This window comes from Sodalis sp. RH16, from assembly GCF_047324245.1.
GTDB lineage: Bacteria > Pseudomonadota > Gammaproteobacteria > Enterobacterales > Enterobacteriaceae > Acerihabitans > Acerihabitans ligni.
In genome coordinates this window covers 5,144,402-5,168,356 of the sequence record NZ_CP178737.1, presented here as the reverse complement: position 1 = coordinate 5,168,356, position 23,955 = coordinate 5,144,402, and the positions used below count along the sequence as shown (strand labels likewise).

General features: G+C 51.9%; 37 protein-coding genes and 1 tRNA gene. 32 read left to right on the top strand and 6 right to left on the bottom strand.

Annotation, left to right across the window (positions count from 1 at the left end):
* Positions 1–19: 19 nt before the first annotated feature.
* From ACL2XJ_RS23645 to ACL2XJ_RS23550, 20 genes are all read left to right on the top strand, one after another.
* A complete protein-coding gene (locus tag ACL2XJ_RS23645) occupies positions 20–334 on the top strand; it encodes a MarR family transcriptional regulator (protein WP_413724691.1) in 315 nt (104 codons plus the stop codon).
* Positions 331–678: a DUF4406 domain-containing protein gene (locus ACL2XJ_RS23640; RefSeq protein ID WP_413724690.1), complete on the top strand. Its 348-nt coding sequence runs from the start codon at positions 331–333 to the stop codon at positions 676–678. Before ACL2XJ_RS23645 ends, ACL2XJ_RS23640 begins: the two co-directional genes overlap by 4 nt.
* Positions 675–1,397, top strand: a complete 723-nt coding sequence (locus tag ACL2XJ_RS23635) for a DNA-methyltransferase (protein WP_413724689.1) — start codon at positions 675–677, stop codon at positions 1,395–1,397. The genes ACL2XJ_RS23640 and ACL2XJ_RS23635 overlap by 4 nt, the downstream gene beginning before the upstream one ends.
* Positions 1,394–1,666, top strand: a complete 273-nt coding sequence (locus ACL2XJ_RS23630) for a hypothetical protein (protein ID WP_413724688.1) — start codon at positions 1,394–1,396, stop codon at positions 1,664–1,666. The genes ACL2XJ_RS23635 and ACL2XJ_RS23630 overlap by 4 nt, the downstream gene beginning before the upstream one ends.
* Positions 1,663–3,795, top strand: a complete 2,133-nt coding sequence (locus ACL2XJ_RS23625) for a DNA cytosine methyltransferase (RefSeq protein WP_413724687.1) — start codon at positions 1,663–1,665, stop codon at positions 3,793–3,795. The genes ACL2XJ_RS23630 and ACL2XJ_RS23625 overlap by 4 nt, the downstream gene beginning before the upstream one ends.
* Before the next feature lie 81 nt (positions 3,796–3,876).
* Positions 3,877–4,101, top strand: a complete 225-nt coding sequence (locus tag ACL2XJ_RS23620; RefSeq protein WP_413724686.1) for a hypothetical protein — start codon at positions 3,877–3,879, stop codon at positions 4,099–4,101.
* 158 nt (positions 4,102–4,259) lie between these two features.
* Entirely contained in the window at positions 4,260–4,697 is a 438-nt protein-coding gene (locus ACL2XJ_RS23615) for a recombination protein NinB (RefSeq protein WP_203523563.1), read from the top strand.
* On the top strand, positions 4,694–5,335 hold the full coding sequence (locus ACL2XJ_RS23610; protein WP_413724685.1) for a recombination protein NinG: 642 nt from the start codon (positions 4,694–4,696) through the stop codon (positions 5,333–5,335). Before ACL2XJ_RS23615 ends, ACL2XJ_RS23610 begins: the two co-directional genes overlap by 4 nt.
* Positions 5,332–6,165 carry an antitermination protein gene (locus tag ACL2XJ_RS23605; RefSeq protein ID WP_413724684.1) on the top strand — a complete coding sequence of 278 codons (834 nt, stop codon included), beginning with the start codon at positions 5,332–5,334 and terminating at the stop codon, positions 6,163–6,165. Before ACL2XJ_RS23610 ends, ACL2XJ_RS23605 begins: the two co-directional genes overlap by 4 nt.
* Positions 6,166–6,463: 298 nt before the next feature.
* Positions 6,464–6,976: a PH domain-containing protein gene (locus ACL2XJ_RS23600; protein WP_413724683.1), complete on the top strand. Its 513-nt coding sequence runs from the start codon at positions 6,464–6,466 to the stop codon at positions 6,974–6,976.
* Positions 6,977–7,108: 132 nt separating this feature from the next.
* Positions 7,109–7,194 (top strand) — tRNA-Ser (locus ACL2XJ_RS23595).
* A 124-nt stretch (positions 7,195–7,318) separates the two neighbouring features.
* A complete protein-coding gene (locus tag ACL2XJ_RS23590) occupies positions 7,319–7,711 on the top strand; it encodes a hypothetical protein (RefSeq protein WP_413724682.1) in 393 nt (130 codons plus the stop codon).
* Positions 7,708–7,986 (top strand): hypothetical protein, encoded by a 279-nt coding sequence (locus ACL2XJ_RS23585; RefSeq protein WP_413724681.1) that lies wholly within the window; start codon positions 7,708–7,710, stop codon positions 7,984–7,986. Before ACL2XJ_RS23590 ends, ACL2XJ_RS23585 begins: the two co-directional genes overlap by 4 nt.
* A complete protein-coding gene (locus ACL2XJ_RS23580; RefSeq protein ID WP_413724680.1) occupies positions 7,983–8,609 on the top strand; it encodes a glycoside hydrolase family 19 protein in 627 nt (208 codons plus the stop codon). Before ACL2XJ_RS23585 ends, ACL2XJ_RS23580 begins: the two co-directional genes overlap by 4 nt.
* Positions 8,609–8,905 carry a hypothetical protein gene (locus ACL2XJ_RS23575; RefSeq protein WP_413724679.1) on the top strand — a complete coding sequence of 99 codons (297 nt, stop codon included), beginning with the start codon at positions 8,609–8,611 and terminating at the stop codon, positions 8,903–8,905. Before ACL2XJ_RS23580 ends, ACL2XJ_RS23575 begins: the two co-directional genes overlap by 1 nt.
* On the top strand, positions 8,880–9,416 hold the full coding sequence (locus ACL2XJ_RS23570) for a lysis protein (protein WP_413724678.1): 537 nt from the start codon (positions 8,880–8,882) through the stop codon (positions 9,414–9,416). The genes ACL2XJ_RS23575 and ACL2XJ_RS23570 overlap by 26 nt, the downstream gene beginning before the upstream one ends.
* Positions 9,413–9,877 carry an XF1762 family protein gene (locus ACL2XJ_RS23565; RefSeq protein ID WP_413724677.1) on the top strand — a complete coding sequence of 155 codons (465 nt, stop codon included), beginning with the start codon at positions 9,413–9,415 and terminating at the stop codon, positions 9,875–9,877. Before ACL2XJ_RS23570 ends, ACL2XJ_RS23565 begins: the two co-directional genes overlap by 4 nt.
* Positions 9,874–10,083: a hypothetical protein gene (locus tag ACL2XJ_RS23560; protein ID WP_413724676.1), complete on the top strand. Its 210-nt coding sequence runs from the start codon at positions 9,874–9,876 to the stop codon at positions 10,081–10,083. Before ACL2XJ_RS23565 ends, ACL2XJ_RS23560 begins: the two co-directional genes overlap by 4 nt.
* On the top strand, positions 10,080–10,646 hold the full coding sequence (locus tag ACL2XJ_RS23555) for an Ig-like domain-containing protein (RefSeq protein ID WP_413724675.1): 567 nt from the start codon (positions 10,080–10,082) through the stop codon (positions 10,644–10,646). Before ACL2XJ_RS23560 ends, ACL2XJ_RS23555 begins: the two co-directional genes overlap by 4 nt.
* A gap of 8 nt (positions 10,647–10,654) precedes the next feature.
* The gene (locus ACL2XJ_RS23550; protein WP_413724674.1) at positions 10,655–10,990 is read left to right on the top strand and encodes a hypothetical protein; all 336 of its coding nucleotides are present in this window, start codon (positions 10,655–10,657) and stop codon (positions 10,988–10,990) included.
* Positions 10,991–11,047: 57 nt separating this feature from the next.
* Here the strand turns inward: ACL2XJ_RS23550 and ACL2XJ_RS23545 are convergent, their stop codons facing one another.
* The 6 genes from ACL2XJ_RS23545 to ACL2XJ_RS23520 form a co-directional block, all read right to left on the bottom strand.
* Positions 11,048–11,929, bottom strand: a complete 882-nt coding sequence (locus ACL2XJ_RS23545) for a tyrosine-type recombinase/integrase (protein ID WP_413724673.1) — start codon at positions 11,927–11,929, stop codon at positions 11,048–11,050.
* Between the two features lie 479 nt (positions 11,930–12,408).
* Positions 12,409–12,894, bottom strand: coding sequence for a hypothetical protein (locus tag ACL2XJ_RS23540; protein WP_413724672.1), 486 nt, complete (start codon positions 12,892–12,894; stop codon positions 12,409–12,411).
* Between the two features lie 14 nt (positions 12,895–12,908).
* Entirely contained in the window at positions 12,909–13,262 is a 354-nt protein-coding gene (locus ACL2XJ_RS23535) for a hypothetical protein (RefSeq protein ID WP_413724671.1), read from the bottom strand.
* Between the two features lie 122 nt (positions 13,263–13,384).
* On the bottom strand, positions 13,385–14,275 hold the full coding sequence (locus ACL2XJ_RS23530; RefSeq protein WP_413724670.1) for a tyrosine-type recombinase/integrase: 891 nt from the start codon (positions 14,273–14,275) through the stop codon (positions 13,385–13,387).
* 57 nt (positions 14,276–14,332) lie between these two features.
* Entirely contained in the window at positions 14,333–14,506 is a 174-nt protein-coding gene (locus tag ACL2XJ_RS23525; protein WP_413724669.1) for a hypothetical protein, read from the bottom strand.
* Positions 14,503–14,961, bottom strand: coding sequence for a hypothetical protein (locus ACL2XJ_RS23520; RefSeq protein WP_413724667.1), 459 nt, complete (start codon positions 14,959–14,961; stop codon positions 14,503–14,505). The genes ACL2XJ_RS23525 and ACL2XJ_RS23520 overlap by 4 nt, the downstream gene beginning before the upstream one ends.
* A 243-nt stretch (positions 14,962–15,204) precedes the next feature.
* Between ACL2XJ_RS23520 and ACL2XJ_RS23515 the strand changes: the two genes are divergently transcribed.
* The 12 genes from ACL2XJ_RS23515 (at position 15,205) to ACL2XJ_RS23460 (ending at position 23,954) form a co-directional block, all read left to right on the top strand.
* Positions 15,205–15,336, top strand: a complete 132-nt coding sequence (locus tag ACL2XJ_RS23515) for a hypothetical protein (RefSeq protein WP_413724666.1) — start codon at positions 15,205–15,207, stop codon at positions 15,334–15,336.
* 2 nt (positions 15,337–15,338) lie between these two features.
* Positions 15,339–15,719, top strand: coding sequence for a hypothetical protein (locus tag ACL2XJ_RS23510; RefSeq protein ID WP_413724665.1), 381 nt, complete (start codon positions 15,339–15,341; stop codon positions 15,717–15,719).
* A 110-nt stretch (positions 15,720–15,829) separates the two neighbouring features.
* On the top strand, positions 15,830–16,030 hold the full coding sequence (locus ACL2XJ_RS23505; protein ID WP_413724664.1) for a hypothetical protein: 201 nt from the start codon (positions 15,830–15,832) through the stop codon (positions 16,028–16,030).
* A 52-nt stretch (positions 16,031–16,082) separates the two neighbouring features.
* Positions 16,083–16,718, top strand: coding sequence for a putative metallopeptidase (locus ACL2XJ_RS23500; protein WP_413724663.1), 636 nt, complete (start codon positions 16,083–16,085; stop codon positions 16,716–16,718).
* A gap of 43 nt (positions 16,719–16,761) precedes the next feature.
* Positions 16,762–17,265 carry a DUF2280 domain-containing protein gene (locus tag ACL2XJ_RS23495; protein WP_413724662.1) on the top strand — a complete coding sequence of 168 codons (504 nt, stop codon included), beginning with the start codon at positions 16,762–16,764 and terminating at the stop codon, positions 17,263–17,265.
* Entirely contained in the window at positions 17,246–18,547 is a 1,302-nt protein-coding gene (locus tag ACL2XJ_RS23490) for a terminase large subunit domain-containing protein (protein ID WP_413724661.1), read from the top strand. Before ACL2XJ_RS23495 ends, ACL2XJ_RS23490 begins: the two co-directional genes overlap by 20 nt.
* A 2-nt stretch (positions 18,548–18,549) precedes the next feature.
* Complete coding sequence (locus tag ACL2XJ_RS23485) at positions 18,550–19,953, top strand: DUF4055 domain-containing protein (RefSeq protein ID WP_413724660.1); 1,404 nt, start codon at positions 18,550–18,552, stop codon at positions 19,951–19,953.
* Positions 19,934–20,989 carry a phage minor head protein gene (locus tag ACL2XJ_RS23480; RefSeq protein WP_413724659.1) on the top strand — a complete coding sequence of 352 codons (1,056 nt, stop codon included), beginning with the start codon at positions 19,934–19,936 and terminating at the stop codon, positions 20,987–20,989. Before ACL2XJ_RS23485 ends, ACL2XJ_RS23480 begins: the two co-directional genes overlap by 20 nt.
* A 116-nt stretch (positions 20,990–21,105) precedes the next feature.
* The gene (locus tag ACL2XJ_RS23475; protein WP_413724658.1) at positions 21,106–21,900 is read left to right on the top strand and encodes a DUF6651 domain-containing protein; all 795 of its coding nucleotides are present in this window, start codon (positions 21,106–21,108) and stop codon (positions 21,898–21,900) included.
* A gap of 135 nt (positions 21,901–22,035) precedes the next feature.
* A complete protein-coding gene (locus ACL2XJ_RS23470) occupies positions 22,036–23,202 on the top strand; it encodes a P22 phage major capsid protein family protein (RefSeq protein WP_413724657.1) in 1,167 nt (388 codons plus the stop codon).
* Between the two features lie 50 nt (positions 23,203–23,252).
* Positions 23,253–23,438: a hypothetical protein gene (locus ACL2XJ_RS23465; protein ID WP_413724656.1), complete on the top strand. Its 186-nt coding sequence runs from the start codon at positions 23,253–23,255 to the stop codon at positions 23,436–23,438.
* Positions 23,439–23,471: 33 nt separating this feature from the next.
* Positions 23,472–23,954 (top strand): DnaT-like ssDNA-binding protein, encoded by a 483-nt coding sequence (locus ACL2XJ_RS23460; RefSeq protein ID WP_413724655.1) that lies wholly within the window; start codon positions 23,472–23,474, stop codon positions 23,952–23,954.
* Position 23,955 lies beyond the last annotated feature (1 nt).

Below are 23,955 nucleotides of genomic sequence, written 5' to 3'. Positions count from 1 at the left end.
CAAAATCGAGATTTGACCAATGACCAACACAAAAAGAATGACCACAAAACAGCGCATATCGCGTTACGTGAAAAAATTCGACGGGCCGACAGTTTCCGATATTTGTCGCAGCTTGAGTTTAAGCAAGTCCGCAGTAGGTGATGCCGTTAAGCAACTGAGAGAGGAGGGCGTCATCATAGCTAAAGCAACCTGCGAACCCGGTATGCACGTTTCACAGCGTTATTACCCGGTTACCACCGTTGAAAGTCTGGATCCGGAGCGCACCGTCATTACGCGTATGGCGCTTTTTGACCGGTACATTTTGCAGACGCGTGGAAAAGGCGGAATTTCATGATTAAGGGAAAAGTCGTCTACCTGGCCGGGCCGATAACCGGTATCCCCGATTACAGGGCGCTTTTTCAAAAAGCCGAAGACCGGGCGCTGATACAGTTCCAGGCGCGCGTTGTGCTCAATCCCGCCGCGCTTCCGGGTGGCTTAGAGCATGCCGCTTACATGCGAATCTGCATCCCAATGATTAGCGAAGCAGATTGCGTCTTGCTGCTGCCCGGCTGGCGCAAGAGCACTGGTTCGCAAATGGAATTTTCATTCGCCCGGGAAAATGGAAAACAGATTTACGAATTCGATTATTTTTCCCACTCCCCACGTCTGCGCCCGTTAACGCTTGGGAGCGAGGCATGAGCTATCAGCTTTTTGTCGGTGATTGCATTGATGTGATGCACCAACTTCCCGCTGGTATCGTGGATATGGTTTGTGCTGATATCCCCTATGGGACGACGCAATGCAAATGGGATTCTGTAATTGATCTGGCGGCGATGTGGGAGCAACTGTATCGGGTGGCAAAACCGAATGCCGCGATTGTTTTGTTTTCCGCCCAGCCGTTCACCGCAACGCTGGTGGCCAGCAATTTAGCGCATTGGCGCTCCGAATGGATATGGGAAAAGGGGAACGCTACCGGGTTCTTGAACGCTAAAAAGCAGCCGTTACGCGCGCATGAAAATATCGAGGTCTTTTATCGCCGGCAACCCACATATAACCCTCAGATGACGGAGGGTCACGAACGGCGCACCAGTAAACGCAAAACGGTCAATTCGGAATGTTATGGCAAGGCCTTGTCGTTAACCGAATATGACAGCACATCGCGCTATCCGCGCAGTGTTCAATTTTTCTCAAGCGATAAACAGCGCAATAACTGGCACCCCACACAGAAACCGCTGGCGCTGGTCCGTTATCTGATTGAGACCTACTCAAACCCGAATGATCTGGTCCTTGATTTTACCATGGGCAGCGGCACTACCGGACTGGCCAGTATGCAGACTGACCGCCGATTCATTGGCATTGAAAAGGATCCGGTTATTTACCACAGAGCTGTAGCTCGGATAAGTGGGGTGGCAGCATGACTTCACCATCAGAAGATCCACTAATGCAATACGCCATTCGTCGCATCATTGAACTCGAGGCGCTATTGATGCCGGACGTACCGGAAACCGTCTGGCCGGAAGAGGTTCATTTTCTGTTTGACCAGGTCCCGGCAGCCGGGAACCTACCGGCCCGGTTGCAAAACAAAATCCGTCATCACATACACCAAATGAAACTTGATGGCATGCCCGCCGAGGCCATTATCAGCCAGACCGTAAAATTAGCCGCGGCTATGGGAGCGAAAGCATGAGGGAAATCATTGTTGATAATTTTGCCGGCGGCGGCGGTGCCAGCACGGGAATAGAAATGGCGACCGGGCGCAGCGTGGATATCGCGATTAATCACGACCAAAACGCGATCGATATGCATATGACAAACCACCCCGACACATTGCATTACTGCGAAAACGTTTTTGACGTTAATCCCGTTATTGCCTGCGGCGGTCGGCGGCCGGCCCTGGTTTGGTTCTCGCCTGATTGTCGCCATTTCAGCAAAGCCAAGGGTGCTACGCCAGTGAAAAAGGAAATCCGGGGATTGGCCTGGGTCTCTATTCGCTGGGCACTGGATACCCGTTTTCGGGTTGGCGTACTCGAAAACGTCAAAGAGTTTAGAACCTGGGGGCCATTAATTACGCTTGCTGACGGCACACAAAGGCCCGATCCTGCCAGGGCAGGTGAAACCTTTGCGGCATTTGTGGCGATGCTGACTACCGGCATTGCCGCTGATCATCCTGCTCTGGACGAATGTTGTGAGGTTTTGGGTATCGCATCGGATAGCGACGACCGGCGCCGGCTCATTGCCGGGCTTGGTTATGACGTCGAATATCGGGAATTGCGCGCCAGCAAACTGGGAACGCCGACAATCAGGGAACGGTTCTTTATGGTGATGCGCTGCGACGGCCGTCCGATTGTCTGGCCAGCACAAACGCATGGCGACAGAAAATCTCTTGAAGTCCGCAGCGGAAAACTAAAGCCGTATCACACCGCGGCGGAGATCATTGACTGGAATATCCCAAGCAAGAGTATTTTTGAACGCAAGAAGGCGCTCGCCGATAATACCCTGCGCCGGGTTGCAAAGGGGCTGTGGCGCCACGTCCTGACCAATGCCGAACCATTCATTGTCGGCGCGGGCGGTTCGGAATATAGCGGTAAACCGGCCCCCATAGATCAACCGATTGGTACCCTGACCACTGAGAATCACCGGACTGTCGTGAATCCGGTACTGGCCCCATTTCTGAATGAACACGCCAATGCGAGCAATCAGCGGACGATGCCGGCAGACGAGCCAATGCGCACGCTATGCGCCCAGGTCAAAGGTGGCCATTTCTCAGTTGTTGCACCAACTCTTTTGCCGCTTCATGGAACAAGTGACGCACATCTTACAGGCCACAATGTAGATCAGCCACTCTCGACCATTACCGCCGGCGGTGGCCATCATGCGCTCGTCGGCGCTCATCTGATCACAATCGGCTACGGTGAGCGCGAGGGACAGCAGGCCCGTGCGCAGGACATCAATTCACCATTAGGGACTGTCGTCGTCGCCAATAAACACGCCCTAGTCGCCGCACATCTGATCCATATGACGCACCACGGCGACCGGCCCGGCACCACACCGGCGGATCCGCTGCCAACAATAACCGCCGCCCACCGCGGGGAACAGGCCCTGATTTGCGGCAGTCTGGTAGATATGGGCCATGGCGAGCAGTGTGGTACAGGAGCAAAACGCTGGAGTGATGGCGCTCGCTCACTGGATATGCCACTTAATACCGTGACCGCCAGCAGCGTGCCGTCAGCGTTAACTTCCGCATTCTTCGAGCAGGCGAACGGCGGATTCTACGACGGCGATGGCCACGCAGCTGACGCGCCGATGTCCACAATCACGTCGGCCGGCAGCAATCAACGCCTGGTCACGGCCTACATGGTCAAATATTACAGTTGCGGCGGACAGTCGCAGGGCGTCGATGAGCCGGTGCATACCCTGACAGCTAAAGCGCGGATGGGTGTTGTGCAGGTCATAAACGTGCCGGTCGATTGCCTTTCACCGGAACATCGGGAAAAGGCACCCCAGTGCGCGGAGCTGCTGCATAAATACCTGCCCGAGCATTTTCCCGAACCGGCCGACCTTGTTTTGATGAGCTATCGCGGCACTTGGTGGGCGCTGGTTGATATCACGTTACGTATGCTGCAGCCTACTGAGCTCTACGGCGCCCAAGGTTTCCCGTCTTGGTACGTCATTGATCAGGACTACAAGGGCAAGAAATATTCAAAAGAGCAGCAGGTCGCCCGCTGCGGCAATGCCGTCCCACCGCCGTTCGCCGAAGCGCTGGTCCGGGCTAATCTCCCAGAGTTGTGCCAGGCGAAAGCCGAGGAAGCGGCTTAAGTCTATTTCTTTTTCATTGCAATCCTAATAATTGGAGATGATAATTACTGTATATTTACACAGTAAAATAAGGTGGCAGACGTGAATGAGGTTGCCGATGATTTACCGGAATCCGGGTATGCAGTAGTTCGCTGCGTGGATATGGCTGTAGTAGCGATTTTTGCTCATTTCCCGGACTGTGAAAGGTCCATAATGTATCGGCGTGGCGCCGATATTTCCTTCCTACCGCTGCAACCGGACGAAATCATCGGCACACCCACACTGTTTACTCAGATGCTTGAAAAAGCGGGTTACCGCATTACATAAATTTCTGATATATTCCAATCAGGCTCTGAACAAGCCTGACCTGCTGCGCCACCGGAGAACACCATGGCGCAGTCACAAAAAAGCATTGACACCCTGCGACTGACGTTTAACGACGCCAGCACTTTGTTGTTTTCTGCGTTCGCCCCCGGCGGTGATGCATGAAAGCAACCTTCTATCTCCGCGACGACAATGTCCGCCGCAACCTCATCGAGTACATCAAAGCGCTCCCGGCGGATGCCAATTTCCCCCTGGTGGTGAAGTTTTCTGATCCCGATCGCACCCTGCCACAAAACAGCCTGTTTCATGCGTTATGCGGCGACCTCGAGAAACAGCACATCATTTTTGCCAGCCAGACCAGGCCACTTGTCTCCTGGAAAGCCATTCTGGTCTCAGGCCATGCAGTGGCCACCGGCAAACCCGGCGAAGTGATTACCGGTATTGAGGGCGAGCTCGTCCCGATCCGCGAGAGCACCGCTCAAATGGGCATCCGTCGCATGAACAGCCTGATTGAATACTCCCAAGCGTGGGCGGTTGGCCATGGCGTTCGGCTGCGCGAAGTGCGCTATACGAATGATTATTTCGGGCGGATGGCATGAAAAAACCAACTCGTCGGAAATGCGTATGGTGCCGTGAATGGTTCCATCCGGTGCGCGAGGGGCAAATTGTCTGCACTTACACCTGTGCGGCGGAATATGGCCGGGCGCAAACCGAAAAGACCCGAGCTAAAGCCGCGCAGCTAGCAAAGCAGCGCCAGAGCAACAAACAGAAGGAAGAGCGCATCGCCTGGCGGGAACGAAAGGAAAAATTAACGACAAAATCAGAATGGATGAGGAGGGCGCAAGACGAATTCAATGCGTATATCCGCGAGCGCGATTATGACCGTCCCTGTATCAGCTGCGGTGACGTTAATCCGCCAGACCTGCATGGCGGCAAATGGGATTGCGGCCATTTTCTCTCAGTCGGTTCACATCCGGAACTGCGCTTCGAAGAAAAAAATGCCTTTAGGCAATGCAAAAAATGCAATGGCGGCGCCGGGCACTACACACGCAAAAACCACACCGTCAGCCAGCGATACCGGGAAAATCTCGTTGCTGAATTCGGCCAGGATTATGTCGATTGGCTTGAAGGTCCGCATGAGCCCAAGCGCTATCGCATTGAAGATTATCAACGGATCCGTGACGAGTATAAGGCGAAACGTAAGGCACTTATAGCGAGCCGGGAGGAGGCAGCATGAAGCTCGAATCATTACCGAAGTTTTTTTCACCCAAAAGTATGCATATTGGCGATTCCTCCAGGGCCACAGCTTCCGACTCGCTCACAATCACTGATGTCATGGCATCCCTTGGGCTGGTCGGGCTGCAAGCGCGCCCTGGTATCGAATTGTTTTTGTCCAAGGAGGGCATCAGCAAACCGGATGGCGCCCTGGAATACCTCTACCAATACGCGCTTTCCCAGGCCCACCGGTACCGAGCAGTTGAAAAGCTGCAGGATGACATTAAGCGCCCGACGCTGAGATTGTTAGCAGTTTATGCCTATCAGGATTACGCCCGCAGCGCCGCCAGCGTCCGGACATGTGAATGCTGCGGCGGGGAGGGGTTTCTCGAAGAACGAAAATTCGTCATGAATAAGCTGGCAGCGACGCGCGAGACGGTGTCGATGTTTGAGCGCGGGGATTTGCCCGCCAGCATAGAGCAGATGCCGGGCCGTGAAATGCTGGCAAAGCTTAGCTATTACGATATCACCCGCCGGGTATGCCCAACATGCAACGGTAAAAAAGTAGTCAGCAATTCGTGCCGGTGCAACGGCCGGGGCGAGGTGATGGACAAAGAGAAAACAGCGGAGCAGGGCGGGATCCCCGTTTATAAGACCTGCAGCAAATGCCAGGGCCGCGGGTATTCCCGCATTCCAGCCGAAACAGTTCGCCGCGCTCTCGCCGGCATCGGCCTGGATATGCCGCAACAGACCTGGTCCCGCACATTGAAACCCTTCTATGAAGACCTGATAACGCAATGCCACAAGGAGGAAAGCGACGCTGGCGCCGCGCTCGAAAACATAACCCGTTAAAACCTATTGCGGCTTTGGGTGAAATGGACTAACGTAACGCCAACGATGGGATTTTAAAGCCCGTTGAACAGCAAAGAACATTGAAACCTCGGCAAACGCCGGGGTTTTTTTTCATAACGCCCATGAATGCCTATAAAGAACCTTATTGGTTAGCCATTTCATAACACCAAAAAATCCTATATACCTGCTTAGCTTAATAATAACAAAATCGATTGAAATATTTTTTAACATTCACTGTTAGAAATCTTATTAAAGTTTTACACTCCTTGAAACTTTTTTTCATTTTTCGAGGGCTGTTATGGCTAGCTATGTTGATTCGAACCTTTCCAAAGGCGAAGAAGTTATCTCTAGGGCTCATGTTTCTTGGCTTTCATACTTGTTATCTATTGTCTCAACTATAATATTGCTCTTGTTTGGACTGCTCATGCTTTTGGCTAGTTCATCAGATAAAACTGGAAATTCAAACGGTGCAGGAACTGCTGGCTGGGTGTTTGTTATTCTTTCGTTAGCCATTCTAGGCAACATCGCATTAACTATTTTTACCACTGAGTTGGCGCTGACAAACAAGCGGGTCATTGCGAAGTTTGGCTTTATAAGAAGAACAACGATAGAACTCAGACTTGAGAAAGTCGAAAGTATTGGCGTTAATCAAGGAATTTTAGGACGCATGCTTGGTTATGGGAATATAGTCATAAAAGGCACAGGTGGCACAGGCACGCCAATCCCATCGATCAGTAAGCCATTGGATTTCCGTCGCGTAGTCAACAATTATATAGAAGAAAATGAAAAGCTCCACTATTCAGTAAGTTAAAAAGTATTATACAGCCTTTAACATCGTAGGTTAACTTGATAATTCCTTAGCAGATCGGGCATTCGGAATCACAAGTAATAAAACTCGAACTTTTAACATGAGGGCTGCACTTCGGTGCGGCCTTTTTAATGTGGAGAATTGGCCGAGTGGTAAGGCAGCGCCCTGCTAAGGCGTGCAGCGGAAACGCTGCATAGGTTCAAATCCTATATTCTCCGCCACATTCGTCTACATTGCCAAATCTGACGTACAACCACTCACACCTAATGCGCCTACGGCAGCGCAGACGATCCCCATTCCTCACTGCCTTCGGGTGGATATCAAAATACCAGCATAAGGCACCCTATGGCCGATATTCAAACTACCGCGGGCATATGGGCCAGCATTGGAACGGCTTTCGTTTCTCTGGTAGCCGGCGGCATGTGGTTTGTAAAACAGCGGGCGAAAGATTCAGCGGATATTGCAGGCAGCAAGGCGGAAGTGGAGATGCTCGCAGAGCTGAAAGAGGAAAATAAAACATTAAAAGAAGAGCGCGACGCTGCAAACAAAGAACGAATTGTGCAGTGGCGGCAAATAGCCGAAATGGACGCCCGGCTTCTGATAATTCAAAACTCTGTTGATATTTTGACCAAACAAAATAACAGCCTGACGGCTCAGGTCGAATTATTGACGCAACAAAATCAATCCCTCACGCAGGAAGTTAGTCGCTTGCGCTCTGCGCTGGAGGCCAATAAATGACCGGAACAGCGAACACCATCACCGAAGACGCAAAAAAGGAGTTTAAGCGCCACTGGCAAACCTGGTTTGTTTTGTCGCTAATAGCCGCCGCCGGCTTTTTTGGTGGCTTCTCTGTGGGGCTGATCATTGCCAGTAACAGAGCTGCCGTTGAGATTTCAGCCATACGCGCTGATTACTCTCGCCGCGCCGATAAGCGGGATGCAAAGGTCGAGCAGATTAAGCAGGCTGTTGGCCAAGTCGATGACAAGATAGACGCATCGAAGGATAAAAAATGACATCCGAGCAATTTCAGCAGGCGGCTAATATCAGCGCCGGATTAGCTGCGCGCTGGTTTCAGCCACTTACTGATGCGATGGCGGAATTTGGCGTTAATACCGCGCTGCGCCAGGCGGCGTTCATTGCGCAAATCGGGACCGAGTCGGGCGGGTTCAGCCAATTGTCCGAGTCGTTCAATTATTCGGTCGCTGGACTGGCGATATTTGGGAACCGGCTCACCGACGCTCAGCGTGCCACGTTAGGCCGGCAGCCCGGCGAAAAGGCAGTCCCGATTGAGCGCCAGCAGCAGATCGCCGATATCGTTTATGGCGGCCGGTATGGCAATACGCATGAGGGCGACGGCTGGCTGTACCGCGGGCGCGGGCTGAAGCAGGTCACTTTCTACTACAACTATTTCGAGTGCGCGGCCGCGCTGGACGTTGATGTTGTTGGGGATCCGGATTTGCTGCTGCAGGACGTTAATGCCACCCGCTCCGCCGGCTGGTTCTGGCAGGCGAACAAGTGCAACGGATTCGCTGATATCAGCGACATGATTGGGCTGACCCGGCGGATTAACGGTGGATTGAACGGTTTACCGGACCGGCAGGCCCGATATCAAATCGCGCGGAAGGCGCTCCTGTAATGCCAATGCTCGACATATTCAACAGCTCAGGCGATGAACGACCCTCATTAAGCAAATGGATGAAGGGTCTTGGCTTCATTACCGTAACCGCAGTGATCGGCTGGGAAGCGTACAGAGGCACCCTGACGGACACCATGCTCATTGCCTATTTTGCCGCCGTCATTGCAAACGACCAGATAGGGAAGAGGCAAAGCATTCATCACGATTTGGAAAGAAAGCGGATCAACACGGTCAGTGATGCAATGACACAACAACCCCCGGGCGGACTCCATGACGGAAATACTTCTCACCCTTAAAACGTACTGGCGGCTCTGGGTATTCCTGGCGCTGATGGCCGTGGCGTTCGCCGGCGGCTCGTACATAGAGAGCCTTCGCAAAGACCAGGATATCGCCACGCTTCAAAAGGCATCCGACGACTATAAAAAAGCCGTTGACGATGCCGCAACTGCTCAATTAGCCCAGGCGCTCGCAAAGCAGAAATCGGCGGAACAGGCCGCCGCGGACATTGACACGAAATATCACCAGGACTTAGCGAATGCGAAAACTCAGAATGATGCTCTGCGCGCTGATCTTGCCGCTGGCAGGCGTAAATTGCAGCTCCACGCCACCTGTACCGCAGGTAATAGCAAGTCAGTGTCCGACCCCGCCACCGCCGCCGGCGGAACTGATGCAGCCACCGCCCGACTGGACGACGCCGCTCAACGGGATTATTTCACTCTCACCGAGCGACTCAGCACTCTCACCAGCCAAGTAAACGGACTGCAATCCTATATCCGGAATGTATGCCGCCAAGGCGCAACGAAATGACCATTGTCCCTGTGACGTTCCGGCAGGCGTGCGACTTCGTACGAAAATTTCATCGACACAATAAGCCGCCGCGGGGCCATAAATTCAGCATTGGGCTGGTGGATGATTCCGGCCAGTTGGTCGGCGTGGCGATGGCTGGCCGGCCTATAGCCCGTCACTTGGATGATGGCATAACCATTGAAGTTAACCGGACCTGCACGGACGGAACGGCCAACGCAAACAGCATGCTTTACGGCGCCGTCTGGCGGGCAGCTCGTGCCATGGGTTACCAGCGCTGTATCACTTATACCCAACATGACGAATCCGGCGCCAGCCTCCGCGCCGCCGGGTTCCTGCATCTGAAATCACTACCGCCCCGCAAATCATGGGCTGAATCAAGCGTGAAAATGGCCCAATGTCGTGATCCATCCGGCCCTGGCGCCGTGGCCCGCGAACTGTGGGAAATAGCGAGGAAAAAATGACCGACGAAAGATTTCCTGTTCAGCAAACCAACATGAAGGACATCCCCAAAGATTGGGCGCGTGAAGCTTATAAGGAATATTCGGCCCAATTCGGCACGCAACAATCTTTAGAACGCTTGGGCGAGCGCGCAGGCTTCAGTTGGGGAGAGTTGGTTATGCTCCTCTACCAGCGGATAAAGCGAATCGAGGTGCAGAAACAAAAATGAGCATCAAAACCTTGCTGAAAGGCCTATTCACCGATACGAAGGATAAACCAATGCCTCAATTAATTCTTGCTGTGCTGCTCAACGGGCAGGTTGCTGACGGCGTTGCCGCCAATTCCGTTCAAGTCAATGTCGCCGGAAGCGGCGGTACGCCGGTCGCTGGAGTAGCCGTCAATTTTGGCGTGAATGCCGGTACCGTTACGCCGGCATCCGCCCAGACCGATGCGAACGGCCAGATTACCGTCAACATTACCAATACGGTGGCCGGCCCGATCACGTTCACCGCGACCCTGGAGGACGGCACCGCGTCGCAATCCGTTAATCTGGAATTCGTGGCTGTGCCGGCTGCTGCGCAGAAACCTGTAACAGTGGGCAATACGACCATCGTCGGGACCATTGACGCTGCGGCTGCTGGTGCCCAGGTGCCCTCCGCTCCGGCTGTGTCCCCGCTCGAAAAGTTCAAGGCCGAAGCGCAAAGCTTCGTTGAGTTCGTCGAACACGGCATTTCTGTGCTGGGCGCGGATGCGGAAGCCGACCTGGTGGCATTGAAAAGCAAATACCTGTAAGGGGACCCATGGAAAACCAACACCGTAAAATATCCGGCTATAGGGATTTATCACCGGAAGAAATCGACCTGATGAACCGCATTAAGGCCAAGGGCGTCGAGTTGTTGGCACTCCAGGCTGAGTTGGCCGGCCGTTTGAGAACAGACCATGAAATCAAACTGGCTGCCGCTTGCGATGCACAGCATGGAACTGGTTTCGATGTGTATCAGGGGGCATCAGACGAAGCGCAGGAATTCCGACGTTTCATTGCGGCTGAACCCCAGCGCTGGGCAGCTATCGGCAAGAACGACATCCAAACCGGCATTATGGCGCTGGTTCGCGCTGTGGCGCAGCCTGGCCTGTAGCCACTGCAAGAGCCCATTACCTTTTCCTGATGGGCTCTGACAGTGATTACTGATAAACTACTCGCCGGTTTTTAGTTTTAGATAATTCCATTCCAAACCGCGATTATTATTATATTTATCAGTCATTTCTTTGTGCCTATGCCCTAACAGTCGCTGAGTATCAATGCCGCTTTCTCTGTAGATACGCTCGGCGAGCGAACGTTGTTCATGAAATGATGGGGGAAACTCCCAATGCCCACTGGAAAATGCGGTATCTCTGGCAAATTTAAAACCGTAGCTCAGGGAAAATGCATGTACCGGTTTATTTCCCAGCAGATAATCGTTACCTGGACACGATTCGATGATGTCACCCAAGGATATTTCGAGGGCAGGGCATTTTAAAGTCAATGGTAGCGCAAGCAGGTAGCCTGTTTTCTCTTGTTTGACATGTAAATGTTCATCAAAAACATCAGCGCGCCGCATTTTGGCAATATCTCCCCGCCGTTGCGCCGTGCTCAATGCCAGTAGCATGGCATGCGGCATGTATGAGCGGGATAGGTCCTGAGAAACAGAGAAAATAGTTCTCCAATCCTGTTCATTGAGCCGGGATCGTTTCACCGGTTCGTGAGGAGATCGTAACGGTAATGCGGGGCTATAGGCTACCCATCCATCAAGCCATGCCTCGCGAAACAAATCGCTGATTATGTGAAATGCCGTTTTAGCTGCACTCGATTTACTGTTATTCTCATATACAGCAATGAATGTTTGTAGCATTTTTGGGGTAATGTTTCGGAGTCGTTTACCGCCCAAATCAGCAGTTAACCGGGTGAGGACCGCTGATTTGTTCCGGATAGTTTTTAATTTATAATTTCGTTTCTCAATAATTAATTTATAAACGAGTATCCAATCTGCTAAAGTTTTATTTGACCGACGAGTCCATGATGGATATGTGTTTAACATAATTATGCCTTAAAAAACCGCTGGATCTAATGTCCAGAATCCCCGCTGGCGCAGGGAACATTTAGAATTACTAAACTGATTTTAAGACCGGTTTTGATACAAATTTGCAGATTCCATTGATTTTTTCGATGTGAATTTGCACATTAATTGCGGCCCGCCATAGCAGCTCAAAATCACTGCCCTGGTCAATATAAATATTAATTAGGTCTCGAGCATTAAATTTATTATATATATCAATTGGTTTGACGTACTGAGACAGTCCTAACCATGTATTTCGATTCTTTATATGCAATTCCATCTTGTTTGGTAATTTTTCATGATGGCTATCATTATTTTTTTCGTCTAGATGCATTTTTAATGCATTGAATGCGCAATGCGTGTTAAATTTTAGTTCATAATAATTTGAGCATGAAAATTCATAGGAAAATTGATGCCATTGACTAACTAATCTGAAATAAAAATTGTTATCCATATGCACCTCAGTTTTCTGCTATTTGATTTTCTGGATTTTCAATATAGGATTTTTTAGCATAGTAGAGTTGCTCGATTGATACGCCATCCGGCAACGCTGCGTTATTTCCAGACATATCGATGACGGTACCGTCACTATGAATTGCATAGAGCTTTCCGTCTATATCGAACCATTCGCGCGTTTCCACATCAAGATCGATGCGCATATTGGCGATTTGCATTGATGGCATATAAATTATGCGTTCATAACCGTCCTCCGTTACGAATTCCATTGCAATTTCATCAGCAGCGGCGGTTATAGCTCGGATGCGGGCATACATGAAAGACAACATGCCCCGGATAGCCTCGTCCGGGATTTCGTTTTCACCCGTGGCCCACCTGCGGATGGTTCTGTCGGTTACGCCAAAAAATTCAGAGAGTGGCATTTTCCAATGTTTACCAAACATGGATTCGGCCATTTCGGTAAAATATTCAATTTTGTCTAATTTGTTCATAACCGTGGACTCTATTAGTTAGCGTATACATAGCAAACGGATTGACCGACCCATGAGCGCGGGGCGCGTTGAAAATTGTGCCGTCCGCAGTTATTTTCCTCGCAAATCCAGGATTGGCCGTGTTTGAGTCCATTGCGTTCTGCGGTCTCAGCCAATTCGATATACCGACCCATTTTTAAAGCATCAGGTTTGTACTCTTCATACAGTTCGAAATCCTGCGCTGCACCCTTCGCCTTTGCCCAAGACTGGCGAAGAGCGGATGAAAAAATTTTAGAAATTGGTTCTTTGCGACCCTGAGCAACACGTTTGCGAGTCAGTGCCCATGCCTGTTGCATGATGGATTTTGTGTCGTAGATGAATTTAGTCATTTTGGAGCCCTCGGCTGTTGGGAGTTGCTCGAGCCCCTCCCCTTGAAAACAATAATACTACTTGTCCGATTTTCGGACAAGTTATTTATTCAGTATTTCGTGATAATTATCGCAAAAATTGCTCAGATGATTATTTTCCTGAACTCCCGCCCCCGGTCATCATCGTACCTGTCGGTTGTGCGCTGGTATTTATGCCCGAGCAGCCGTTGAGTGTTGATGCCCTGGTCGCGGTATAGCCGCTCCGCGAGAGACCGCTGCTCATGAAACGAGGGCGGGGTTCCCAACCATTGATCGCGCGGGAATATCGCATCTCTCACTGCCTGGAATCGATGCGATAACGAATGGACCATGATTTGCCGGTGCGACAGCAGGAAATCATTGCCTGGACACATATCTATGACCTCTCGTACAGAAACTCCCAGAGCATCTAGGCGCAAATCCAGCGGTATGGCAATTTTGGCGCCGGTCTTAAGTTGCTCAATATGCAGATGGTCATCGAAAATCTGCTCGCGCCGCATTGCTGATATGTCGCTTCTCCGCTGCGCGGTGACGAGCGTCAGTAGCATGGCGAGAGGGAAATAGTCCGGTGATTGGAATTTTGCGGCTAAATAAATCCTTTGCCATTCATCAACCGTCAGCCGATCTCGCTTAACGACATCATCCGGGACTAGGACTGGCGTGACGGGATTTTTGTTTATCCATCCGCTGAATTCTGCTTCGCGGAAAACGTCTTTAATCAGAAAGTGCGCAATGGCCGCCGATCTCGTTTTTCCCTGGGCAACGTAGAAATCGAGAAAATATAAGACATGGTGCGGTGTAACGGACCCGATAGGCAATGGCCCAATAAAGCGATTTAGGACCGAAAGCATCATGCGTTTATGTTGAAGCGTTGTCCTGGCAAAATTTTTGGCCTGCAGGCGTTTTTCATAAACGGTTAACCAGGTCGAAACGCGGCGATATGACGGGTTGGCCCAGCCGGCGGCAACCGGCAGGATGGCATTCATAATACTCATTGAAATTATTCCTCATGACAGTTATGGACCTGCCTGCACGGCAGTAAGTCATGATGTCTAAGGAGGAGACACTTCTCTGCGCGGGCTATAAAGCTTTCCGTCAAAGACTATCCAGTTATCGTTAATCCAGCCATTGACTTTTTGACGATTGACGCCCATATGCCGGGCGAATTCTGACTGATTACCACCGAAATAGGTTTTGATGTATTCCAGTAAGCCCATGGCCATCATTCTGCAATCACCTTCGGGTTAACGATGAGATAAGAGGTACCGTGTTCGTCGTACATTTCAACGGCATCAAAGCCCAGATGTGCAGCAACACGGCCCCGAAGGCGTTGCATTTCCCACCCAGCATTACCGGTTATAGAACGCGGTGACAGCAAGTATTCGAAAGCGTCGCCACATTCGTCATCTGCAATAGCGTTAGCGAGGTCTTCCAGTTCATCAGGGTTGGCATCGACTTGTGATTTAAGGAATGCGATAACCTCTTTGATGCGGGCATTTAGAGTGGCGCTATTAGCGATGGAAGCAACGTTATATGCGTGGACGTAGTCACCATGGGAACCTGCTACATCGACGTCATCACAAGCAAAAATGCCATCAAACACATTGTCACCGCTCATTGCAAATTCGCCGACTTTTATGATGGGTGCTGCTTCGAAGAATGAGCCGTGGAACAGTTTCATGATGATGCCTCGTTGCGTTGTCTATGATATTAATGTACCCGAAAAACGGGTACAAAACAATAGATAGCCATCACAATTTTTCATCGTCGCGCTGTCGGAAGCGTACCCCGTTAGCAATGACGCTGAACCTCTATACAGCTGAGCGCGCGGATTTCAGTAAACAGAGAATGCCGCCCATTACCGGCTCATAGTGGCTGCGCAGGCCATGGCAGAAGAATGTGCGCATTAACCCAGGAGAGAAAAATGTACAGCGGACTTGATGGTTCATTTACTGCGGTATTTGTCGTTTTCTTCATTATCAGCGCGGTTGTCGGCTGGGCTATGATTGAAGGGCTGATCTGGTTTTTCCATCACCTCAGCTTTGTCTGGAGTTAATTGTGGCTAAAAAGAACAAACATCCAGAAATGCGAACCCCACTGTTTAACTGCGCTCGCATCGTGTTGTTGCGAGACCGGGAGCAGGCGGCGAAATACATCAAAAAGCTGACAGGCGAAGAGTTCGATTTCAGCGGCTATGATGGCTTTGAGATGGAACGTGCAGCAAAAAACCGCAGGACAATCATGCTGGGCGTCTTCAATGATTCGGCGGCCACCCTGGCGCATGAAGCGGGACATGTGGCATTTGAAATATGCAGCATTGTTGGTATCCCAACTCCCAATGACCATACGAACGAAACGTTTTGCTATCTCGTTCAGCGCATTATGGAAAAATTCCTGCCGATGATTAAGGCCAAGCGCGGCAGGTGGACGACTTCATGATGGACCACTACGAAGCCAGCAAGACGAGATAGCGAATTATTGATGGAGTGCAAGCATTTGGGTCAAGACTGCTGTTAACGTAGCATCTTCATCATCATTCGGAGGTTACGATGTTAGAGGGATATTACACGCAACAGGAAGCAAAAACGCCCGAGGCGCATCAAAGGCTTTTAGCTGTGCGTGCCGCATTAGAAATAATCAAGGCCGCCGCCAGTAACGACAGTGCATTCCAAACTATTAAACAAGCGAAAGAAGGTATTAATGGCTTGGCTGACGCCATTCAGTCAGCGTTAGAAAACAACCAAGAATAAAACACAATAAGTCGAATGAACCGCCTGCGGGCGGTTTTTTTATGGAGCGAACATGGCAAGCGACACGCATAGCCTGGACCGGCCATATCCGCCAATTTCTACGCAAAGCGATAATCTTGCGGCAATGAATTTCCAGCCTGCCCCGGAAATTTATGACTGGCTGCATGAAACGGTCCTCAGCGAGCATTCAGCCCTCTACAACCCTGACCATGAACACCTGATTGAACATGATGGAGTCTGCTTTCTGTGGGCAGAAGAAGGCTTCGTGAAGCAAGGGCGCCGTGTGTTGGGACAGGCTGAAATCCCCGCGTTCCGCGTCAGCGGCTGGCAAAAGCTACGGCAAGAAGCCCAGATGATCGGCTGGTTTGGCTTCATTCCCAGCGCTTTGATCACCCTGGACGCCCGTTACTGCAGTCAATGCCAGGATGAAGACTTTTGCGCGCTGGTCGAGCATGAGCTTTATCACCTGGCGCAGCGTGTCGGGGCGAGCGGCCCCTGTTTCGATTCAATGGGCCGGGCTTCATTAACCATTCGCGGTCATGATGTTGAAGAGTTCTTTGGCGTTGTGCAGAGATACGGCGCAACGGAAGACGTGCAAAGGATTGTAGACCTGGCTAATTCCGGCCCCACCATTTCCCGAGCCTCGGTTGCTCATGCATGTGGAACCTGCCTCTTGAAGTTGGCCTGACTGCCGTCCGCGTTGCTTGACCCGGCATGACAAAGAGGTGCTTATGGCAGCGCTCAAGGAGCCTGTAAAAATATATATAGTTCAAGCTCTTGCCTGCATGGATACACCTCAACGAGTCGCGGACGCCGTCAAGCAGGAATTCGGCCTGGAAATTGACAGAAGGCAATGCGCGCTTTACGACCCCACGAAGCGATCAGGTAAAAATTTAAGCAAGAAGCTCAAAGCCCTGTTTTATCAGACCAGGGAGGATTTTAAGGGGAATATTCTCGACATTCCCATTGCCAATAAATCGTTTCGCCTCCGTGAGCTGCAACGGATGTATGAGGATTGGGGCAAAAACAAAATCATGCGTCAAGGCATCCTGAAGCAGGCCAGGGATGAGACGCAGGGCCACGAAATCTCGCTGCTCGACATGGAACTCAAGCGGCTGGAGATTCAGAAACAGCTCAATGGAGAGGGGGGCGTTGGCGACGAACCGACCCCGGTGGCGATAAACGTCAATGTGGTGGACGCGAGGGTTAATCACGATGATCAACCCGACGCTTAATATTCCCCAGGCCCGCTTTCTCGCTTTACCACAAAAATTCAGGACTTACGTTGCCGGGTTCGGCAGCGGGAAGACGTGGATCGGTTGCGGCGCCATCTGCAAAGGCTTCTGGGAATTTCCTAAAGTTAACCAGGGCTACTTTGCGCCGACCTATCCGCAGATCCGCGACATTTTCTATCCGACCGTTGAAGAGGTGGCCGAGGATTGGGGCCTGAAGGTCAAAATCAACGAGAGCAACAAAGAAGTCCATTTCTATGAAGGGCGCCGGTACCGCGGCACCACAATATGCCGCTCGATGGAAAAGCCCGAGACCATCGTCGGTTTCAAAATCGGCAATGCTCTGGTCGATGAGCTCGACGTTCTGAAAACAGCCAAGGCGCAGCAGGCATGGCGAAAAATAATTGCCCGCATGCGTTACAAGCGCGAAGGATTGCGAAATGGCATTGACGTCACAACGACTCCGGAAGGTTTTAAGTTTGTATACCAGCAATTCAAGAAAGCCGTTCGCGACAACCCGGAACTGGCGACGCTATACGGGCTGGTACAGGCGAGCACATACGACAATGAAGCCAATTTGCCGCCGGATTACATTCCATCGCTGCTGAAGTCCTATCCGCCAGAGCTGATAAAGGCCTATCTGAACGGCCAGTTCGTTAACCTGACGAGCGGGACGGTTTACCACCAATTCGATCGCCGGCTGAATGACTGCAAAGATGAAGAGCTTCCGGGCGAAGCGCTGTATATCGGCATGGATTTTAACGTCGGCAAAATGGCGGCCATTGTTCATGTGAAGCGCGAAGGGCTACCGCGCGCAGTCTGCGAAATCATCAATGCCTATGACACGCCAGATATGATTCGCCGGATCCGTGAACAGTTCTGGCTGTACGACGGAAATAATTACAAAAAGACCCGCGAACTTTATATCTACCCTGACGCATCGGGTGATTCGCGCAAGTCCAATAATGCCAGCCTGACCGATATCGAACAGCTCAAACAGGCCGGCTTTAAGATTGTCGTGAATGAAGCAAATCCGCCGGTTAAAGACCGCGTTAACTCAATGAATGCCATGTTCTGCAACGGCAATGGTGAGAGACGCTATCTGGTCAATACCAGGCGTTGTCCGACCTATACCGACTGCCTGGAACAGCAAATTTGGGATAAAAATGGCGAGCCAGATAAAAAATCTGACAATGACCACCCCAATGATGGCGGCGGTTATTTCATCACGAAAGATTATCCAATCATTAAGCCGCAAGGCACCGTTCACAAACTACGGATGTAATCATGGCTGACATTTCAACGCCCATTAAAGCCTATTCCTGCATGGTCGACGATTGGGACCTGATCGACGCCCTGATGGGCGGCACGAAGGGCATGCGCGGTGCCGGAGAAAAGTATTTGCCGCGCTGGCCGAACGAAGATATTGATGCGTATAAATGCCGGCTGAAAGTGGCCACGCTGCTGCCGGCGCTCGAAGAGACAATAAAGGGCATGAACGGGCGCGTGTTCGCCGACGAAACCACGCTTTCCGCTGATACGCCGGACGACATCAAATTTTACGCAGAAAATTTCGACCTGGCCGGGAACAACCTGGACGTATGGGCGCAACAGTTTTTCAATAAAGCCATGGAGCGAGGACTTTGCCATGCGCTGGTTGATTATCCACGCATTGAGGGTGTAAGTAATCTTGCCCAGGAGAAAGCCGTCGGCGCCAGGCCGTATGCCATTATTATCGATCCGCGCCAGCTCATCGGCTGGAAGTCGGCGAGAACGGCAAAGGGCGAAACACTGACCGAAATTCGCATCATGGAATGCGTGACTGTTCCGGATGGCGAGTGGGGCGAAAAGGAAGTGCTGCAAATCCGGTTGCTGCGCCCGAATTACTGCGCGCTCTATCAAAAGCAGCAGGACGCTAATAATCAGGCCGTTTGGGCGTTAACGGATGAATGGGCTACCACGATGGACACCATTCCGCTGGTGACGCTTTATACCAAGCGCACCGGGTTTATGACCGCCTCGCCGCCGCTACTCAATTTGGCGCATCTGAACGTCAAACACTGGCAGAGCCAAAGCGACCAGGACACCATTTTGCACGTCGCTCGCGTGCCGATACTGTCGGTATTTGGGCTTGCTGACGACCAGGAGCTCACGCTCGGCGCGTCAACGGCCATGAAATTCAACGACCGCACAAAGCAGGGCGTCGAATATACCGAGCATACCGGCGCCAGTATCGATGCAGGACAGGCCTCGCTTGATGATTTGCTCGACCAAATGCGCATGGCTGGCGCCAAGTTGCTGCGCAAAGAGAACACGTCAACCAAGTCGGTTGATCAGGTTGGGCAGGAAACCATGCAGGAAGACAGCCCGCTCTACACGATGGCGAATTCCCTGGAGGACGCGCTCGACAACGTCCTGCAGTTCATGGCCGACTGGCGCGGGATGGATGATGGCGGCAATGTCGAAATCCATACCGAACTGGATATGTCGTCCTTGTCAGTTGATGCCCCGGGCGTTACCGCGCTTGTTTCGGCATACCAGGCCGGCGCCATCCGGAAAGTCGATTTAGTGCGTGATTTGCAGACGCTGGGCTTGATTGACGCTGACGCTGATGTCGATGAGGTGATTGCTGAACTGGCCGCCAGCGTACCGGGAATGGGAGCGTACACGAATGGCCCAGTCACTGCATGATAACGCCATACTCATTCAGTCGCTGATTGAGCGCATCAAGGCTGGACAGGGCGGAGAGCTCAAAACCCTATTTAATGATCTGCGCTCTGCCGCGGGCGATATCCTACAGGATTATGACGGCATTATCGGCACGATGGGTGAGCGTGATGAGATATCAAAGCTGCTCGCCAAGGCCATGGCGCTGCCGGTCGATGCTTACGGCCAGCAGCTGCGCGACCTGTGCAATCAGATATCCGGCGAAGTGGTCAATCTGGAATATCATTCGCTGATGTCGATTGCCGGCATGCCGACGCTGGTTATTCCCGATACCGATAAAATCATTCGTCAGCTCAACAATACGCCAATGTCCATCAGGAACTGGCGCGGCGAGTTAATGCTCGACCCGTTCATCAAAGATTGGGAGACGGCAACGCTCACCGCGGCGAATAACGCGGTGCTGCGAGCCTGGAGCGAAGGCCAGACGATACAGCAGCTGACCACAGCGCTGCGCGGCACCAAAAAGCTTAACGGCGCCGACGGCATTATCGGCCAATACGTTCAGAACGCCGACATGATCGGCAGGACGGCGATACAGCACACCTCAAGCGTGGCGCGGGAGGCTTTCTATGATGCCAACGATGACGTGATCGATAAGGTGCGATTTGTTGCCACGCTTGATAATCGGACAACCGCTGTTTGCCGGTCATTGGATGGGACGGAATACCCGATTAATGTCGGGCCCAGACCTCCGCTTCATATTGGATGCCGAAGCACAACTCGTCCGGTGCTGGATGACGACACTTTCAGTGAAGGCGCAACGCGTTCATCAGCAACGGGTTATGTGCCAGCAAACGAAACCTATTACCAATGGCTGGAGCGTCAGCCTGACGAGTATCAGGATAGCGCCATTGGTAAAATGCGGGCCACGCTGCTTCGAGATGGTGGTTTAAGCGCTCAACAATTCGCAGCCCTGCAGCTCGATAAGAACTTTCAGCCGCTTACCTTAGATGAAATGCGGCAACTGGCGCCAAACGCATTCATTCGCGCTGGCGTTTAATCAACTCAATCATTACCTGGTCGCTTCGGCGGCCTTTTTTATGCCTGTCGTCCGGCGGATGCCGGCGGCGAACCGGGGCGGATGCCCTATCAATGGCCACAAGGCCGGAGAAAGTCATGAAACTGAAATTAGATGAGAATGGTCATGCAGTGCTGGTCGACGGCAATCCTGTTTATGTGCATGCCGATGGGAAAGAGGTGCCGTTTGACGCTGCTGGCACTGTTGAAACTATCAAACGTCTCAATGGTGAAGCGAAATCACATCGTGAACGAGCCGAAGCCGCCGAAGCGAAGCTGAAGACCTTTGATGGCATCGAAAGCGTTGAAGCGGCGCTGAAAGCGATCGAAACCGTCAAAAACTTCGATGACAAAAAATTGGTTGAAGCAGGCGAAGTCGAGCGCGTCAAAACCGAAGCCGTCAAAGCCTATGAAGGGCGCCTTACTGAACAAGAAAAGAGGCACGCTGAAGAATTAAGCAAGATTTCTGGCGAACGTGACACCCTTCAAAGCACGTTATTCAACGAACGCATTGGCGGACAGTTCGACCGTTCGCCATTTATCAAAGAAAAGCTGATTATCCCCAGCGATATGGCGCGGGCGGCGTTCGGTAATGCATTCAAAATCGAGGACGGGAAAATAGTTGCGTATGACCCGTCAGGTAACAGAATTTTCTCTCGCGTTAAACCGGGTGAACTCGCTGGATTTGACGAGGCGATCGAAACGCTGGTGGATAACTATCCGAACCGCGATTACATCCTCAAGGGCTCGAATTCTTCGGGCAGCGGTGCTCATGGCGGATTGCCTGGCGGCAAACGCACTGTTACTCGCGCTCAATTTGATGGTCTTTCCGCTGCTGAACAAGCCGCTGTTGCCGCATCTGCAAACAAGGGCGAAGTCAGTATCGTCGATTAAGAAAATTCAGGCCTCGCTAAATGCGGGGCTTTTTTTTGCACCTGGCTATATCCCCGGATGGGGTGCGCCGAATGGGCTGGATGGCCCGAAACACAGGTTCACTCACTCATTTTATAAATTTCGGAGATATGCCTCATGGCTAACACCTTAACCGGATTGATCCCGATCATCTATCAGGCGCTGGACGTGGTTTCCCGCGAACAAATCGGGTTCATTCCTGCTGTTTCCCGCAATTCCAACGGTGAACGCGCTGCGTTGAATGAAACAATCACGATCCCCATAGTCCCTCAGGGCACATTGGCTGACAATACTCCTGGTATTACCGCACCTGACAGTGGCGATCAGCAAATCGGCAATGTCGAAATGACGATCAGCAATTCGAAACATTACCCGATCCGCTGGAATGGTGAAGAGCAAACGGGACTCAATAACGCCGGCATTTACGGCGGAGTATTGCAAAACCAGTTTGCGCAGGCATTCCGCACCATCTCCAATCAAATCGAAATTGATTTGTTTAATACCGTGTATCGGAACGCCTCGCGCGCATACGGCAATCCTGGCACTGCGCCATTCGGTACCGCAGGAGATTTATCTGACCTGTCACTGACCCGTAAGATTCTGGATGATAACGGGGCGCCGCAAACCGATCTGAACGTGGTTTTGGGCTCGTCTGGTATCGCCAATCTTCGCGGTAAACAAAATGTCCTTTTCAAAGTTAACGAGGCCGGTACCGCCGACTTGCTGCGCCTGGGCATCATCGGACAGTTGGAAGGGCAAATGATCCGCAACTCCAACGCTGTAAAGGTTGTGGCGAAAGGAACTGGCGCGAACTATACCTCGGATACGGCGGGCTATGCCGTGGGCGCAACGCAAATTAACCTCATTACCGGCACGGGTACCGTGCTGGCTGGCAATACGGTGACATTTGCTGGTGATGCCAACAAATATGTCGTAGCAGCCGATTTGTCGGCACCCGGTGTATTGACCATCGGCGCGCCGGGTTTGTTGCAAGCCATTCCTGCCGCCGCAACCGCCGTGACTGTGGGCGCCTCCGCTACGCCGAACATGTCGTTCAGCTCCAGCGCTGTTCAGTTGATTACGCGTTCTCCCAAGATGCCTATCGGCCCGGATGGCCGAGCAATGGACATGGCAGATGACCTGATGCAGATCACCGACCCTGTCTCGGGCATTGTCTACGACATCGCCGTATATCGCCAATTCATGCAGTTGGTCTACCACGTCCGTCTTGCCTGGGGCTGTAAGGCAATCAAATCCAATCACATTGCCCAGTTGCTGGGCTAATAAAAATGGAATAGCAAGGGCTGTCATGGCCCTTGCTATATAGGTGATTTATGGAAATTGAAACAATAAAGATCGTGGCGGATATAACGGATGATAATCCGCATGGCTACATCATCATCAACAAGGATGATTTGACGGAAGAACACGAAATCTTCACTGCCGAGCCAGTGGAGGCGGAGCCAGTGAAGAAAAAGGGCAAAGCGAAAGAACCGGATCCGCCGCCCGAGAATCAGTAATTCATGCCGGCACGTTAAAGATAGGAGTGAAGGATGCTCATAACAGACATGAATTCGCCGGATTTCAACAGTTACGCCTCGGTCAATGACTGCCGGGCATACGCTGCCGCCCGGGGCTTCACGCTGCCGACAGATGACGCAGCGGTCGAACCGTTAATGTTCCAGGCTATGGACTGGCTGGAGGGTCGGAAATGGAAAGGCGTGCCGCGGGTATTCGGGCAGAATCTTGCGTGGCCGCGCGCGTACGTGAATCGCGATCATTACATCATTTGCAGCGATGTGATCCCGAAACAGGTGATTGGCGCTCAATGCCGCCTGGCGGTCGAGGCGCAGACGATTGATCTGCTCGCGTCCAATCAGAACGGTCAAGAGGTTTTATCTGAGGCGGTCAGCGGGGTCGTGAGCGTAACTTATTCGGAGTTCAGCCGCGACATTGCGCCCTCGTTCCCGGCTGTTGATGCGCTGCTGCGCGGTCTGTGCGTTGGCGCCGGGCAGATAGCCATCGTGAGGGGGTGAT